Origin of the sequence: Pseudoalteromonas citrea (assembly GCF_000238375.3) — a bacterium.
In the GTDB taxonomy this organism is placed as follows: Bacteria; Pseudomonadota; Gammaproteobacteria; order Enterobacterales; family Alteromonadaceae; genus Pseudoalteromonas; species Pseudoalteromonas citrea.
The window spans coordinates 139,429-154,839 of sequence record NZ_AHBZ03000012.1 but is presented as its reverse complement, the minus strand read 5'-3'; the positions used below and the strand labels follow the sequence as shown (position 1 = coordinate 154,839).

The 15,411-nt window shown below is 40.7% G+C and carries 16 protein-coding genes; 14 read left to right on the top strand and 2 right to left on the bottom strand.

Annotated features, from left to right (window positions below; translation table 11 throughout):
- Positions 1-4: 4 nt before the first annotated feature.
- Positions 5-382: a protein YgfX gene (locus PCIT_RS23320; RefSeq protein WP_420492142.1), complete on the top strand. Its 378-nt coding sequence runs from the start codon at positions 5-7 to the stop codon at positions 380-382.
- Here the strand turns inward: PCIT_RS23320 and nadB are convergent.
- Positions 375-1,970, bottom strand: a complete 1,596-nt coding sequence (gene nadB, locus PCIT_RS00745; RefSeq protein WP_010364676.1) for an L-aspartate oxidase — start codon at positions 1,968-1,970, stop codon at positions 375-377. The two genes, PCIT_RS23320 and nadB, sit on opposite strands and share 8 nt — an antisense overlap.
- Before the next feature lie 263 nt (positions 1,971-2,233).
- On the opposite strand from nadB, the gene rpoE reads away from it, so the two are divergent.
- The 11 genes from rpoE to PCIT_RS00690 all read left to right on the top strand — a co-directional run bounded on the left by rpoE (position 2,234) and on the right by PCIT_RS00690 (position 12,073).
- Complete coding sequence (gene rpoE, locus PCIT_RS00740; RefSeq protein ID WP_010364674.1) at positions 2,234-2,815, top strand: RNA polymerase sigma factor RpoE; 582 nt, start codon at positions 2,234-2,236, stop codon at positions 2,813-2,815.
- Between the two features lies 1 nt (position 2,816).
- Positions 2,817-3,425, top strand: coding sequence for a sigma-E factor negative regulatory protein (locus PCIT_RS00735; RefSeq protein WP_010364672.1), 609 nt, complete (start codon positions 2,817-2,819; stop codon positions 3,423-3,425).
- Between the two features lie 4 nt (positions 3,426-3,429).
- Complete coding sequence (locus tag PCIT_RS00730) at positions 3,430-4,380, top strand: MucB/RseB C-terminal domain-containing protein (protein ID WP_010364670.1); 951 nt, start codon at positions 3,430-3,432, stop codon at positions 4,378-4,380.
- Complete coding sequence (locus PCIT_RS00725) at positions 4,377-4,835, top strand: SoxR reducing system RseC family protein (protein WP_010364669.1); 459 nt, start codon at positions 4,377-4,379, stop codon at positions 4,833-4,835. The genes PCIT_RS00730 and PCIT_RS00725 overlap by 4 nt, the downstream gene beginning before the upstream one ends.
- A gap of 58 nt (positions 4,836-4,893) precedes the next feature.
- Positions 4,894-6,681, top strand: a complete 1,788-nt coding sequence (gene lepA / locus PCIT_RS00720) for a translation elongation factor 4 (protein ID WP_010364667.1) — start codon at positions 4,894-4,896, stop codon at positions 6,679-6,681.
- A gap of 14 nt (positions 6,682-6,695) precedes the next feature.
- Complete coding sequence (gene lepB / locus PCIT_RS00715) at positions 6,696-7,631, top strand: signal peptidase I (RefSeq protein WP_010364666.1); 936 nt, start codon at positions 6,696-6,698, stop codon at positions 7,629-7,631.
- A gap of 2 nt (positions 7,632-7,633) precedes the next feature.
- Positions 7,634-8,311 carry a ribonuclease III gene (gene rnc / locus PCIT_RS00710; protein ID WP_010364664.1) on the top strand — a complete coding sequence of 226 codons (678 nt, stop codon included), beginning with the start codon at positions 7,634-7,636 and terminating at the stop codon, positions 8,309-8,311.
- The gene (era, locus tag PCIT_RS00705; protein WP_010364662.1) at positions 8,301-9,200 is read left to right on the top strand and encodes a GTPase Era; all 900 of its coding nucleotides are present in this window, start codon (positions 8,301-8,303) and stop codon (positions 9,198-9,200) included. Before rnc ends, era begins: the two co-directional genes overlap by 11 nt.
- Complete coding sequence (recO, locus tag PCIT_RS00700) at positions 9,201-9,890, top strand: DNA repair protein RecO (RefSeq protein ID WP_040698122.1); 690 nt, start codon at positions 9,201-9,203, stop codon at positions 9,888-9,890. It abuts the gene before it with no gap.
- 4 nt (positions 9,891-9,894) lie between these two features.
- Complete coding sequence (pdxJ, locus tag PCIT_RS00695; RefSeq protein ID WP_010364656.1) at positions 9,895-10,629, top strand: pyridoxine 5'-phosphate synthase; 735 nt, start codon at positions 9,895-9,897, stop codon at positions 10,627-10,629.
- A gap of 266 nt (positions 10,630-10,895) precedes the next feature.
- Positions 10,896-12,073 (top strand): IS3 family transposase gene (locus PCIT_RS00690; protein WP_157592894.1). Its coding sequence is split into 2 segments (ribosomal slippage): positions 10,896-11,163 and positions 11,163-12,073, totalling 1,179 coding nucleotides; the frame shifts between segments, so codons are not numbered across the junction.
- Between the two features lie 177 nt (positions 12,074-12,250).
- Here the strand turns inward: PCIT_RS00690 and PCIT_RS00685 are convergent.
- Positions 12,251-12,565: a hypothetical protein gene (locus tag PCIT_RS00685; RefSeq protein WP_040698134.1), complete on the bottom strand. Its 315-nt coding sequence runs from the start codon at positions 12,563-12,565 to the stop codon at positions 12,251-12,253.
- A gap of 579 nt (positions 12,566-13,144) precedes the next feature.
- On the opposite strand from PCIT_RS00685, the gene PCIT_RS00680 reads away from it, so the two are divergent.
- Positions 13,145-13,888 carry a substrate-binding periplasmic protein gene (locus tag PCIT_RS00680; protein WP_010364648.1) on the top strand — a complete coding sequence of 248 codons (744 nt, stop codon included), beginning with the start codon at positions 13,145-13,147 and terminating at the stop codon, positions 13,886-13,888.
- A 362-nt stretch (positions 13,889-14,250) separates the two neighbouring features.
- A complete protein-coding gene (locus PCIT_RS00675) occupies positions 14,251-15,225 on the top strand; it encodes a transposase (protein WP_010364645.1) in 975 nt (324 codons plus the stop codon).
- Positions 15,226-15,411: the final 186 nt, after the last annotated feature.

Below are 15,411 nucleotides of genomic sequence, written 5' to 3'. Positions count from 1 at the left end.
TAATGTGATAGACCATAAGGTGATTGTGGTCTTCTTTGCGTGCATCGGATTTTTATTTATTTTGATATTCCCGAGTGTAGCAGTCCTGCTGGTTAATATAGGGTGTTGCTTAGTTGGGTATGTATTCAGTATACGTGCTATAAGGCGTATGTCATTGCCAAATGGGGTGCTCAACCTCAGTACCTCTAAGAATTATCTATGCTGGCAAACTGACGCTGTGGTCATTGAAGGTCAAATAAGAAAAGCAAGTTTGTATTTTAATTGGCTGGTGCTTGATGTTAAGCAATTTGATAAAACACACACGATTATATTTGTTCAATCAGCGATGACGACACAGTCGTGGCATAGACTGTGTCGGGTTAGCTTAAACCCACCTAGTTAGGGAGTAATATTGTAGGTTTGGGGTTATCGCTGTGTTCAGGGAAATCTAACGTGTAATGTAACCCTCGACTTTCTTTGCGCTCTAGAGCACTGCGAATAATAAGCTCTGCAACTTGCACTAAGTTTCTTAGTTCGAGTAAATTATTACTTACTCTAAAATTAGCATAATACTCGTGGATCTCTTGTTTCAAAAGCTCAACTCTACGCAAGGCGCGCTCTAAGCGTTTGGTTGAACGAACAATCCCAACATAATCCCACATAAATAATCTTAACTCATGCCAGTTATGGGTGATCACCACTTCTTCATCTGAATTGCTGACTCGACTTTCATCCCACTCGGGCAGTGTCGGGGGGAGTGGTCTGTCTGCTATTTTTGTTAAAATATCTTTTGCAGCAGCGTGGGCAAACACAATACATTCGAGCAATGAGTTACTGGCCATACGGTTGGCTCCATGTAACCCTGTGTAAGCAACTTCACCAACAGCATATAAGTTATGTAAATCTGTAGCCCCATTGAAGTCAGTGATCACTCCGCCGCAAGTATAATGTGCTGCAGGCACAACTGGGATGGCTTCTTTGGTGATGTCTAGACCAACGCTTAAACATTTTGCATAAATAGTGGGAAAGTGTTCAATAATAAAGTCTTTGTCTTTGTGAGAAATATCTAGGTACACACAATTTGCACCTAAGCGTTTCATCTCATAGTCGATCGCTCTTGCTACGACATCCCTGGGCGCAAGTTCTTCTCGCTCGTCAAAGTCAGGCATAAAGCGCGTGCCATCTGGACGTTTGAGTAACGCGCCTTCACCGCGCATGGCTTCAGTGATTAGAAAGTTTTGCAGTTCTGGGTGATATAAGCTGGTAGGGTGAAATTGATTAAATTCCATATTAGCGACTCGACAACCTGCTCGCCACGCCATAGCAATACCATCACCACTAGATACATCAGGGTTAGAAGTATAAAGGTACACTTTACTTGCACCGCCGGTAGCCAATGCCACAAATTTAGCTGAAATAGTTTCAACTTGCTCAGCTCGACGATTGTAAATGTAAATACCATCTACCTGTTTGTTGTTTGCTTTGCTGGTGATCAAGTCAATAGCATTATATTGCTCAAAAACACGAATATTTGCATGGCTAAGCACTTGACTGACAAGGGTTGTTTGTACTGCTTTTCCAGTAGCGTCTGCCGTATGTAGAATACGGCGATGGCTATGACCCCCTTCACGCGTTAGATGAAATCGCTCTTTGCCTTTACTGTCAAATTCCATATCAAAAGGCACACCTTGTTCGATAAGCCATTTTAAACAGTTTTTTGCGTTACTAGCCGTATAGTGTACGGCTTCTCTGTCACACAGGCCGGCACCAGCGGCCAGAGTGTCCTCAACGTGAGATTCAATACTGTCATTTTTTTTATCGAAGACTGCGGCAATCCCGCCTTGAGCATACAAGGTTGAACCTTCTTTTAATGCGCCTTTGCTCACGACTGTCACACGACAGTGATTTGCGAGTGATAAAGCTAAGCTTAAGCCCGCAGCGCCGCTGCCAATGACAACAACGTCAGTGCTATGATGTTTCAATTGTTTCATGTTTAATGATCTTCGCTTTTTCTATGCGTTTCATTCAGCTATATGTACCATATCTGCTATGATACAACTAACTCGACGCTATTACTGAATAATTTTTATCAATAGTTAGCGCGGATATATACGTCTAGACGTGTTATTTCGACTTATTTTAAAAAAAATATAAAAAAAACAGAACTTTTTATTTATTACTTAGTCAGAGTAGCTGTAAATGATGGCAATAAAGATTAAGTGATAAATTATAACAATGAGGAGTACCGGCTCGAATGAGCGAGCAGGAATTGGATTTAGAACTGGTTAAGCGGGTACAGCAAGGAGATAAAAACGCCTTCAACCTTTTAGTTGCCAAATATCAGAACAAAGTAGCAGCCTTGATTTCACGATATGTGTCGAATCATGGAGACATAGCCGATGTTGCTCAAGAAGCGTTTATTAAAGCCTACCGTGCCTTACCTAATTTTAGGGGGGACAGTGCTTTTTATACATGGTTATACCGAATCGCTGTTAATTGTTCAAAGAATTACTTGGTGTCTCAAGGGCGTAAGCCGCCAGCCAACGATATTGATGCTGAAGAAGCCGAGTTTTATGACGGCGCAGAGCAACTTCGCTCTAATGCATCACCAGAAAATTTGTTGTTAAGTGATGAAGTTAAATCGGTGATATATAACACTATTGACGGTTTACCTGATGACTTGAAAACCGCAATAACCTTGAGAGAGATCGAAGGGATGAGCTATGAAGAAATAGCCGTGATCATGGACTGCCCAGTTGGGACTGTTCGCTCACGGATCTTTAGAGCTCGAGAAGCGATAGACAATAATTTAAACCCATTAATAGGTGAATCCTAACATGACAAAAGTTAACCACATTGCATCGCGTCAAGAAGTAACGTCTCGAGTGCTAGATGGGGACCTACCGTCGGACGAGTTATCCTTGGATAACCTTGATGAAAAAACGTTTACACGTTATGCCCAAATTGGCGATGTAATGCGCGAACAGCATCAAGGCGGAATCAATATTGATATAACAGCGAGTGTAGCAGCGGCATTAGAGAGTGAGCCTAGGCACAATGTACCGATGGCTGATGAAGTAAATGTGCAAGAAAATGGCACTAAAGTGGTGAGTATGAGCGCGTGGAGAAAGCCTCTGTCGCAAATGGCCATTGCCGCAAGTGTTGCTCTGGTTGCGATAGTTGGCGTGAATACTATGCCGCAACAAGCAGGATCGCATACAGATAATGTACCCGTTCTACAGTCAATTCCTTTGGCTGGTGGTGTTTCTCCGGTGAGCTTCTCATCTGAGCAACCTGCGCTAGAAAATGCTGAAAAAGGGTTACGTGAACTACAGCAACAACGCATAGGTGCATTAGTTTTAGAGCACCAAAGGCAATCAAGAGTTGCTTACTCGCTACAAAAACAGGCACAATTAGCGCCTGAAAAGCCTGAGGAAAAGAAATAATTAAATGAGACTTATTGCCTGCATTTTAGGTTTGTTTTTTGCAATTGCGGCACAAGCTAGCGATGTAATGACAGCAAAGCAGCTTTTGCAAAATATGGCAAAGGCTGTGCATACAAGAAATTTTGATGCTTCGTTCGTAGTGTTAAAGGGTAAGGGAATGGAACCCTACAGGTGGGTTCATGCCAAGCAAGGTGATACAGAGTTAGAATTACTAAGCTTGCTCAATGGAGCAGGTTTGGAAATGGTTAGAGTAAATGACCGTGTTACTTACTTTGAGCCTCAGTCATCCGCTTATTCAATTAGTACAGACTCTATTGCAGGGCCGATCCCTGAAGTTTTGTTCAAAGATGTGACGTCTTTATTGAGTAATTATGACTTTGTGTTGGGTGGTAAAGGTCGTATTGCAGGTAGACCGTCACAATTAGTGCGCATAGAGTCGAAGGACGACAGTAAATACAATTACTGGCTGTGGATTGATACACAATCATCGTTGTTGTTAAAGGCGGCGTATGTGAATCAGCAAGGCGAGCTACTAGAGCAACTGCAGCTAACACATATTAGTGTGACACCAGAGCCTGCAGCCCAGTTATTAGAATTGCAGCACAGAGAGTTCCCAGCACCGCTGCCAATGAATACTTCACTTGAACGTGACAATATTACCAATAATTGGCAAATAGCATGGTTACCTCAAGGCTTCGAATTATTAAAATCTGACAGGCATAAATTAGATTTAAATAATGAACTTGCCGATTACTATTTATATTCCGATGGCTTAATAGATATTTCTGTTTTTGTGCAACGCCCCTTACCAGGTGCTAGACCAAGTGGCGCTCTGTCATCAGGAGCCACAACAGTATATGTGCATAACTCAGGGGCATTTGATGTTTCTGTGGTAGGCAATATCCCGGCATTAACGGCAAAAAAGATTGCAGAATCTGTTAAGCGACCATTATGATTGAACAAACATTGCAGGTAGTGTCGGTCGAAGGCACTACTGTGCAGTTGAAAGGTGAACAAAAACCCGCATGTGAGGGCTGTAATGGTAAGTGCGGGTCACAAATTTTTAGTAAATTGTTTGGTACCCACAAAAAAACCCTTTCTATTAATCTTGAGCAAACCGTTCAAGTTGGACAAAAAGTGCGTTTGTCATTAGATGATAGCCACATTGTACGCAATGCCTTTTTTGTTTATATGTTGCCATTACTAGGTGCTTTTTTAGGTATGCTAGGGAGTGCACTTATCTTTAACCTCTCAGAACCATGGCAGATATTAACGGCAATTTTTGGTGGTGTAGTCGGTTTTTTTATTGCTAAACAAAAAGTAAAAAGCCTAAAACATGAAGTTAATTTGGTGAAAGTTTACCCAATTAGCTTTCCACTGACGCAAATAGATGGTGATTGCGACAAATAAAAGGTAAAATCTCGCCTTTAATATAAACCATGACTTACAGAAGTTTAGAATCCAGCATATGAAGCATATCCGTAACTTTTCTATCATCGCCCACATCGACCACGGCAAATCAACGCTTTCAGACCGTCTGATCCATGTCTGCGGTGGCCTTACTGACCGTGAAATGCAACAGCAAGTGCTGGATTCGATGGACATCGAACGTGAGCGCGGCATTACCATCAAAGCACAAAGTGTAACGTTAAATTATACTGCCAAAGATGGCGAAACTTACATGTTGAACTTCATTGACACACCAGGGCATGTTGATTTCACGTATGAAGTATCTCGTTCTCTGGCAGCGTGTGAAGGTGCATTGCTTGTGGTTGATGCAGGGCAAGGCGTTGAAGCTCAAACGCTTGCAAACTGTTATACCGCCATTGAAATGGACTTAGAAGTCATTCCGATTTTGAACAAGATCGATTTGCCTCAGGCTGACCCATTACGTGTGGCAGAAGAAATAGAAGATATTGTTGGTATTGATGCATTAGACGCTGTGCAGTGTAGCGCTAAAACAGGTATTGGTATTGATGAGGTGTTAGAGAATATTGTACGTGATGTACCGCCACCGGAGGGCGATGCAGACGCACCACTTCAAGCTCTTATTATTGATTCATGGTTTGACCCATATCAAGGCGTTGTATCACTTGTACGTATTAAGCATGGTGAATTGCGTAAGGGTGATAAGATAAAAATCATGTCGACGGATCAAACACACATAGTTGATCATGTTGGTATCTTTACGCCAAAACAAACTAATACAGGCATTTTGAAAACCGGTGAAGTTGGGTTTGTGATTGCGGGTATTAAAGACATTCATGGTGCGCCAGTGGGTGACACAATTACATTAACGCAAAACTCAGCGGGTGAGCGTTTACCAGGTTTCCAACGGGTAAAACCTCAAGTTTATGCGGGTATGTTCCCAATTTCATCAGATGACTACGAAGCATTTCGCGATGCTCTAAATAAGCTCAGTTTGAACGATGCGTCGTTGTTTTTTGAGCCAGAAAGTTCAACCGCGTTAGGCTTTGGTTTTCGAGTTGGCTTCTTAGGTATGCTCCATATGGAAATTATCCAAGAGCGACTTGAGCGTGAATATGATATGGATTTGATCACCTCTGCGCCGACAGTAATTTATGAAATAGTCACAAAGGATGGTACTATTCAAATAGATAATCCTTCTGACTTACCTGCTGTGAACGACATTATTGAAATGCGTGAACCTATGGTTGAAGCAAATATCTTAGTACCACAAGAGTATTTGGGTAATGTTATTACCTTGTGTGTAGACAAGCGTGGTATGCAAACTAAGATGGCTTATCATGGTAAACAGGTTGCGGTAACCTACGAATTACCTATGGCTGAAGTGGTGATGGATTTCTTTGATAAATTGAAATCGACCAGTCGTGGTTTTGCTTCGCTAGATTATAACTTCAAGCGTTTCCAAGTATCTGACATGGTGCGGGTAGATATACTGATCAACGGTGACAGAGTGGATGCCTTGGCTATTATTGTACACCGAGATGGTGCGCAGTCTCGAGGGCGTCAGCTCGCAGAGGCACTTAAAGAGCTTATACCTCGTCAAATGTTTGATATTGCAATACAAGCGGCCATTGGTGCCCATGTTATCGCAAGAACTACGGTGAAACAGTTACGTAAAAATGTAATTGCTAAGTGTTACGGTGGCGATGTGAGTCGTAAGAAAAAGTTACTTCAAAAACAAAAAGATGGTAAAAAGCGTATGAAGCAGTTAGGTAATGTAGAAGTGCCTCAAGATGCGTTTTTAGCCATATTAAAAGTAGGCAAATAACAGGAATTTTTTAGATGGCTGGCTATTTTTCAGTATTATTGGTGTTAATTACACTGGGTTCAGGGCTTATTTGGCTACTAGACCACTTTTTGTATGCACCAAAAAGAAAAGAGCGCATAGCGCTTGCACAAGGAAGCAGTGAAACGCCATTGGCAGAGGATGTAATCTCTGAGATAGCGCCAGAACCGGCTATTGTTGAAGGTGCTAAATCAATTTTCCCAATGATTGCAGCCATCACGGTATTCCGTTCTTTTATTTTTGAACCATTTCAGATCCCATCAGGCTCAATGATGCCAACATTGCTTGATGGCGATTTCATTTTGGTACAAAAATTTACTTATGGGATTAAAGATCCCGTTTGGCGTTCACAATTGGTTGAAGTGGGTGAGCCTGAGCGCGGTGATGTAACCGTGTTTAAGTTCCCGCTTGATGAACGAATTGACTTTATTAAGCGCATAGTGGGTTTACCCGGAGACCGCATTGTTTATCGTAATCGCCAGTTATATATTCAACCAAATTGTACAGAGGGGCAAACTCAACAAGGCAATTTGGTGTGTGGCGAGTATAATAAGATTAAGCTAGACATTGTAAATCGTGACGAATATAAGCAAGGGTCAATGCAGTTGGTACGTTTGACAGAGGATTTGCCGGGTGTTGGACACGATATATTAATTAATCCACAAGCATTGGAACTAACAGAGCGTTATTACCAACAACAGGGCACTCGCAGAGATGAGTGGGTGGTACCTGAAGATAGTTACTTTGCAATGGGTGACAATCGAAATAACAGTCAAGACAGCCGTATGTGGGGCTTTGTACCTAAGGCAAACTTAGTCGGTAAAGCCGTATTTATTTGGATGAGTTTTGAATTTGATAATGGCCCAGATAGCCTTTTACCAGGCTGGGTTCCAACTGGTGTTCGTTTTGAGCGCCTAGGTAATATTCAGTAGCAATGAAAAGAAACGTAGCAGAATTATATAGTAAGATAGGATATCAGTTTACTGACGAGGCATTACTTGAGCAGGCCATGACACATCGTAGTCATAAAGGTCAGCACAATGAGCGCTTAGAGTTTCTCGGTGACTCAATTTTAAGCTTTGTTATCGCTAATGCCCTATACGAGCAGTTCCCAAAAGCACGCGAAGGTGACTTGAGCCGTATGCGCTCAACCTTGGTTCGTGGTCAAACTCTGGCAGAGTTTGGTGTGGAGTTTAACTTAGGTGATTATCTAAGATTAGGTCCTGGTGAATTAAAAAGTGGTGGTTTCCGTCGAGAATCAACACTTGCAGATGCAGTAGAAGCAATTATAGGCGCGGTCTTTTTAGACTCGGATATTAATGAGTGTAGTGATCTTATTTTACGTTGGTATCAGTCTAGGTTAGATGCAATTTCACCTGGGCATAACCAAAAAGATCCTAAAACTTTATTACAAGAGTACTTACAAGCACGCAAGCTTCCTTTACCTGGATACACGGTCATAGACACAAAAGGCCAAGCACACAATCAAACATTCACGGTTGAATGTATTGTTGAAGGGATGGATAGCATTATTTCAATCGGTAGCTCACGTCGTAAGGCGGAACAAAAAGCTGCTGAGAAAGCATTGAAGATCATAAAAAATGACGCCTAATACGCACTGTGGCATGATTGCCATTGTTGGTCGCCCGAATGTGGGTAAATCAACACTATTAAACCAAATTGTTGAGCAAAAAGTGAGTATTACTTCACGAAAGCCTCAAACGACTCGCCACCGTATCATGGGGATTCATACTGAAGATAACTATCAAGCTGTTTATGTTGATACCCCAGGGCTTCATATTGAAGAAAAACGTGCCATAAACCGTTTAATGAATAGAGCGGCATCAAGTTCTATCGGTGATGTTGAGCTGATCATTTTTGTTTTAGAGGGAACACTCTGGAACGCAGATGATGAAATGGTTTTGACAAAAGTTATGGGCAGTGGTCGTCCAGTTTTAGTTGTGATGAATAAAGTTGACCAAGTAAAAGATCATGAACTTGTTTTACCGCATATGCAATGGCTTAGTGAGCAAGGCGATTTTGCCGGTATTATTCCTGTTTCTGCGAAACAAGGAAAGAATATTGATATGGTAAAAGAAGAAGTACGTAAGCGTTTACCTGAATCTGAGTTTTACTTCCCAGAAGATTACGTAACAGATAGGTCAATGCGCTTTTTAGCCGCAGAAGTGGTCCGTGAAAAGTTAATGCGCTTTATGGGTGACGAGTTACCTTATTCCGTTACCGTAGAAATTGAACAGTTCAAATGGCAAGATAATGGTGTATGGCAAATTAATGCACTGATCTTAGTTGAGCGTGAAACGCAAAAGCGTATGGTAATTGGCAATAAAGGCGAAAAACTTAAAGTTATCGGTCGTGAAGCACGCAAAGATCTAGAAGAAATGCTTGATAATAAAGTATTTTTAGAACTTTGGGTTAAAGTTAAATCTGGATGGGCTGACGATGAGCGTGCACTGCGTAGCTTAGGTTACGGAGAAGAATGATTGCATAGCGACTTTCGGCAAGCGTATCTCTTACATCGACGTCCCTACAGCGACTCCCAACTGATGTTAAATATGCTTGTTGATGGTGTTGGTCACCTTACTATGCTTGCTCGAATTAAGGGCAAGCAGTCATTAAAGCACAATGCCCACCTACAACCGTTTGGCCTTTTATTATCACAATATGCAGGTCGATACGATTTAAAATATCTTAATAAATTTGAATTATCATCTGCGCCCTTACAGTTAACTGGTAAGCGATTGTATTGTGGATTTTATTTGAATGAACTTTCCTTCCGTGCTGTACCATGTAATGAGCCTTTAGAAGGGGTTTTTGAGCTATATCAAAGCCATTTAAGCGTGCTCGCAAACTGTGATGATGTAGAGCCGGTGCTACGTAGCTATGAGTTTCAATTATTAAGCATGTTGGGATTCGGCTTAGAGTTTGATTATGATGCACATGGTGAACCGATTAATCCAAACTATACGTACCAATATATTACAGAGCTTGGGTTTGTTCGTACTGATCAACCTGAGTTAGGCTTCGCGGGAGAGGTGTTGTTAGCGATGGCGGAGCATGACTTTGCCAAATCAACAGTTCGACGGCCTGCTAAGTATTTAAGCCGTTATTTATTAAAACCGCTATTAGGACATAAGGCTCTAAAGAGCCGAGAACTTTTTTTATCAAGGTAAGAGAATGAAAGATATTTTATTAGGTGTTAATGTTGATCATATTGCAACGCTGCGTCAGGCTCGTGGTACTAGCTACCCAGATCCAGCCCATGCCGCTGCCGTTGCTGAGCATGCCGGTGCTGACGGAATAACCATTCATTTGCGTGAAGATCGCCGCCACATTCAAGATCGTGATGTGTATGTAATGGCCAAAACCATTCAAACACGTATGAACTTAGAAATTGCAGTAACGGATGAGATGATTGATATAGCCTTGGAAGTGAAGCCAGCCTATGTATGCTTGGTGCCAGAAAAGCGGGAAGAACTCACCACTGAAGGTGGATTAGATGTATTGGGTAACCAGCAAAAAATAACAGAAGCGACAACAAAACTGACACAAGCTGGGATCAAGGTATCTTTATTCATTGATGCGGATAAAGCACAAATTGATGCTGCCAAAAAAACCGGTGCACCTTACATTGAAATTCATACTGGCGCATATGCAGATGCCGAAACAGATCTTGAACAAAATGCCGAATTAGAACGCATTCGTGAAGGGGTACAGTACGCAGCTGCGCAGGGCATTATTGTCAATGCCGGGCACGGTTTACATTATCATAATGTAAAACCAATAGCTCAAATGCCTGAAATTTATGAGCTCAATATTGGCCATGCCATTATTGCCAGAGCGGCGATTGATGGGCTTGAGAAAGCGATTCGAGATATGAAACGCTTGATGATAGAAGCACGTCAAGCCTAATTACTTTGATTCTTTTAACAATAAAGCCGACATAACGTCGGCTTTATTGTTTTATTGTAAAGGTATACTTAAGTATAGTAGCTCATATTCTATCTTACAGTTTTTATGAGTAGGTTCACATATCACCTGATAGGCTGCTGTGAGCGAGGAATGGACGGACAATCTAACACTCTTATGGACAGTTAGAGATGAAGGTGTAATGGTACATTGAATTTGGCCACCTGATTAGAGGTGATATAATCACCATAACTTAATTAGGTGTAATAATGGCAAAACAAACACGACCAAAATACTCTCCCGAGTTTCGTTTAGAAGTCGCACAGCAAGTAGTGGATGAGCAGCGCTCAGTTCGAGATGTTGCTGAAGCACTGGGGCTTGGAAAATCTACCGTTGATAAATGGGCGAGACAGCTTCGCCAAGAGCGTCAAGGCAACTTATCTAATGTAACTCCATTAACGCCTGACCAGCTTAAAATTCGTGAGCTAGAACGTAAATTAAAGCGACTGGAAGAGGATAATGAAATCTTAAAAAACGCTTCAGCTCTCTTGATGCAGGACTCCATCAAAGGTTTGCGCTGATACGGTCATTTCAAGAGTGTTGGTCGGTAAAGCGCCTCTGTCATCTATTTAAAGTTCAACGTAGTAGCTTCCGTTACTGGCGTAAAAGGCCACAACATATAAATCCTGAACGTCTACGCTTGATTGCACAATTAAAACGTTGGTTTGGGATAAGCCATGGCTCGGCAGGCCAACGCACCTTAGTTCAGTTGCTAAAGGACTCAGGATTTAACGTTAGTCGTTGGCTCGTGCGTAAGTTAATGAAACAGAATGACTTAGTGAGTCGTCAGCTACCTTCACACAAGTATGCAAAAGCTGAAAAGCTTCACTTAAGCATTCCTAACTTGCTTGAGCGTGAGTTTAACGTATCAACACCAAATCAAGTGTGGTGTGGTGATGTAACTTATGTTTGGTGCGGCTCTCGGTGGGTTTATCTAGCAGTCGTTATTGATCTTTATGCTCGTAGAGTTGTTGGTTGGGCAACATCGATAAGACCTGATAGTGAACTGACTAAAAAGGCATTAAGAATGGCTTATGAGAGCCGGGGAAATCCAAAAAGAGTTATGTTTCATAGCGATCAAGGTTGTCATTATACGAGTAAAACGTTTAGGCAACTCATCTGGCACTATGGCATGAAACAAAGCTTATCTCGTCGAGGCAATTGCTGGGATAATGCGCCAATGGAACGCTTTTTTAGAAGCTTTAAAACTGAGTGGATGCCAAGAGTAGGATATAAAAATCTAACAGAAGCAACAGGCGAAATATCACAATATATCGTGGGCTACTACAACCGTTACCGACCTCATAGGCATAACGACGGCAGCTCACCTATAGCGAAAGAAAAACAGTATTGGAAAACTTATAACGAGGTGGCCAAAAATGATTGACCACTACAATGATGTATCAAGTAGTGTAAAGGTCAAAATATTCTTAAAGGCTTTTGTGTGCTTAACATTCTTGCCTAAAAGGTGAGTAATAGCCGTTTGTAATTTACAAATGGGGAAGCTCAGTTGTTCACTTCTTAAAAGAATATATTAATCTGAGTCTAGCATTAGCTTTGTCGCTTAATGGACCGTGATCGGAAGATCATTTACGACCAAAGATTGGCCATTTTCTTTGGCGCGAATAAAACTGGATATTAAAGTATCATTTGACAGGGTGTTTATATCGTCGACCTGTTCTACCATGCAAAATGTAATGGCTTCCCAGCCTAGGTTTTTGATAAAGCTCTTCAGTTGTTTGATATTGTTTTGATAATTCTCATCGGTTGTCAGTAAGCCGATGGAATGCTTATTACCGAGTTTGTACTTTCCGTTGTGTGTTGCCGCACAGTGTGCATAACCGCTAATCACATATACTTTATTGTCATTTTTATTCATTTTGGTAAATGTTTGAGTGAATTTCAGGTTTTTATGCATTTTTTGAACCAAGATCGTAAATGTGGTCCTGAACTCAGATCATTACGTGCTTACACTATGAAATTAGCATATAAAAAATAATTGGTTACTTACATCGGACATAAATGCCTAACAAGGTGTCAAATTTTTGTATGGAACCACGAGGTAGCCCATACTCCGAATCCGCAAAAGACCGTAAACAAGTCTTTTTTAGAGTCGCAGGTTGTCAACGCATTAAGGATAGCAAAATTGAAAAGCTCAGAATTGTATTAACTCTTTTCAATAATGAGTGATGTGATGACGAGGTGATCACATAAAATCGATTGCTTATCTTTTAATTGGGGGGAGATCTGGTGACTACCGACAATTGACTTTTATCCTGTTTTTGGCATTAAAGTGGTTGCTTTTTATGGTAATTAAGCCATGAAACAAGGGAGGAAGTACTCATTTTTAGTCAATTTAGACTCATTTAAGTAGCCATGGATACATAATTAATATGTTCTTTTAAATCTGGTGTATTTGTATTATTGTTAAATTGTGTGCAATTTGACGTGAGTGATTATGAAAGTATTGTTCGTTTTTTTGATACTCAGCGCTCAAGTTATTTACGCAAAAGAACATAAGGTTTACTCTGTTGTTTTATATCATGAAGCTAACCCTCCATACAGCTTTGTAGAAAATCATCAAAAAGATGGGATTTTTATTGATCTTTTTCATGAAATCAGTTTGTTGACTAATTTAAAGTTTAAATTTGTACCTCTATCTGTTGCCCGTGGCAAACTATATTTCGCTAGAGGTAAAATTGATATAGAGCCAGGGATCAGCCCTCGATGGAGAGATAAAGAAGAGGTGAAAGGGGTTTATTCACAGAGCTATGCAAACTCGAAAGAAATTATCATGGCTAATTCAAACAAGCTCAATCCTGTAAATCATATTTCTCAGCTGTACGGTAAAGTAATTGGTAAGGTGAGGGGGTATAGTTATGGTGAGTTTGACATGCACATGGGTAATAATGGGCTGGTTGTTGTCAATAATAAATCAGAAAAAATGCTAGTAGCGCAACTTTATAAAAAAAGATTTGACTATATTTTGATAGGCGAAGCAAGCGCATCGTATTTTATTAATACAGAGCCAAAATACAGAGACTTTTTGAAAGTTTACGAAGTATCAAACGAACCAGTTTCTCTGCGTATTCATCCTAATCATCAAGACATTCTTCCAGCCATTAACCAAGCACTCGATTTAATGATTAAATCAGGTACTATCGCTGAAATTTATGCAAAATATGGATATTCATTTGATTAAACCGATAGTGACAAAGACTTTAATATATATTTTTGTCAGCCTGTGAAGTTATGATGATTGAGTCTAAAAATTCTGTGTTAATCAACTTTTGCTCTCAAGTGTGCGAGGCTGAAATTCAAGTGCAACCAAACCATAATTTTAACTGACACCCATTTAAAGTTGATTGTTTTTCATTCATTGCCTATATTTTAGATTAAGCTCAAAAGATAGGCAGTTCTCTCATGGCTACAGCACGTAAAAGACAAGTGAGTTTAACTGAGACCAAATACTAACTAATTTTAACTGACACCCATCCAAAGTTGATTGTTTTTCATTCATTGCCTATCTTTTAGATTCAGCTTGAAAGATAGGCGTTTTACCTCATGGCAACAGCACGCAAAAGACAAGTGAGTTTAACTGATACCAAATACTACCATTGTATTTCACGGTGTGTTCGCCGCGCTTATTTGTGTGGTGAAGATAAGGTAACAGGGCAATCGTATGAACACAGAAGAGGTTGGATAGAAGCAAAGCTACTTGAACTTACTAAAGTGTTTTGTATTGATGTGTGTGCGTATGCGGTGATGAGTAACCATACTCACACTGTACTTTATGTAGATGATATAAAAGCTAAAAGACTGAGTGATAAAGCGATTATCATCAGATGGCATAAGCTATTTAAAGGCACCATATTGTCTCATAAGTACCTACAAGGTGAGCGGCTAGACTCAGCGCAACAATATTTTTTAAATAAAGACATTGAACAATTTAGAGAACGTTTATCGAGTATCAGTTGGTTTATGCGGGTACTGAATGAAAGCATCGCCCGAAAAGCGAATAAGGAAGATAACTGTACTGGTCGATTTTGGGAAGGGCGCTTTAAATCACAAGCTTTACTTGATGAAGCGGCACTGGCAGCCTGTATGGCGTATGTTGATTTAAATCCAATCAGAGCAAAGATGGCTGATACACCGGAAACCTCAGACTACACCAGTGTAAAAACTCGTTGTGAACATGCCAAAGAAGGCAAGCAACCAAAACCATTAGCGCGTTTTGCAGGTAGCCCCAGAAAACATATGCCCAAAGGTTTACCGTTTGAATTAAAGTCCTATTTAGAACTGGTTGAGTTAACAGGCCGATGTATGCGAGTAGACAAACGAGGCGCTATAAGCCCAATCAACTCCCCAATTTTAGACAGACTTAACATAGCCCCAGAAAACTGGTTAAAACTCACCACGCAATTTACCAAAGTATTCCACGGCGCAGTAGGGCGACCTCAAAAGCTTGATAATTATTGTGCGAGCCTAGAAATAAAACGGCGGGCTAACTATAAACAGTGTGAAAGGCTACTGGCTTAATTTTTAACCACCAAGGTAATCTCTAGATAACCAACACACTATGGCTTGGCGGGTAGCTGTGCCTTATTGACACGTATGAGTTCAGTTTTTCTCTATTTTGGATCTTATAGCGCATTTACTTGATTTTATTTTACTAACTAAACGATATTTCAGATTGAACGCGGCTCATTTATTGGTATTAATTTT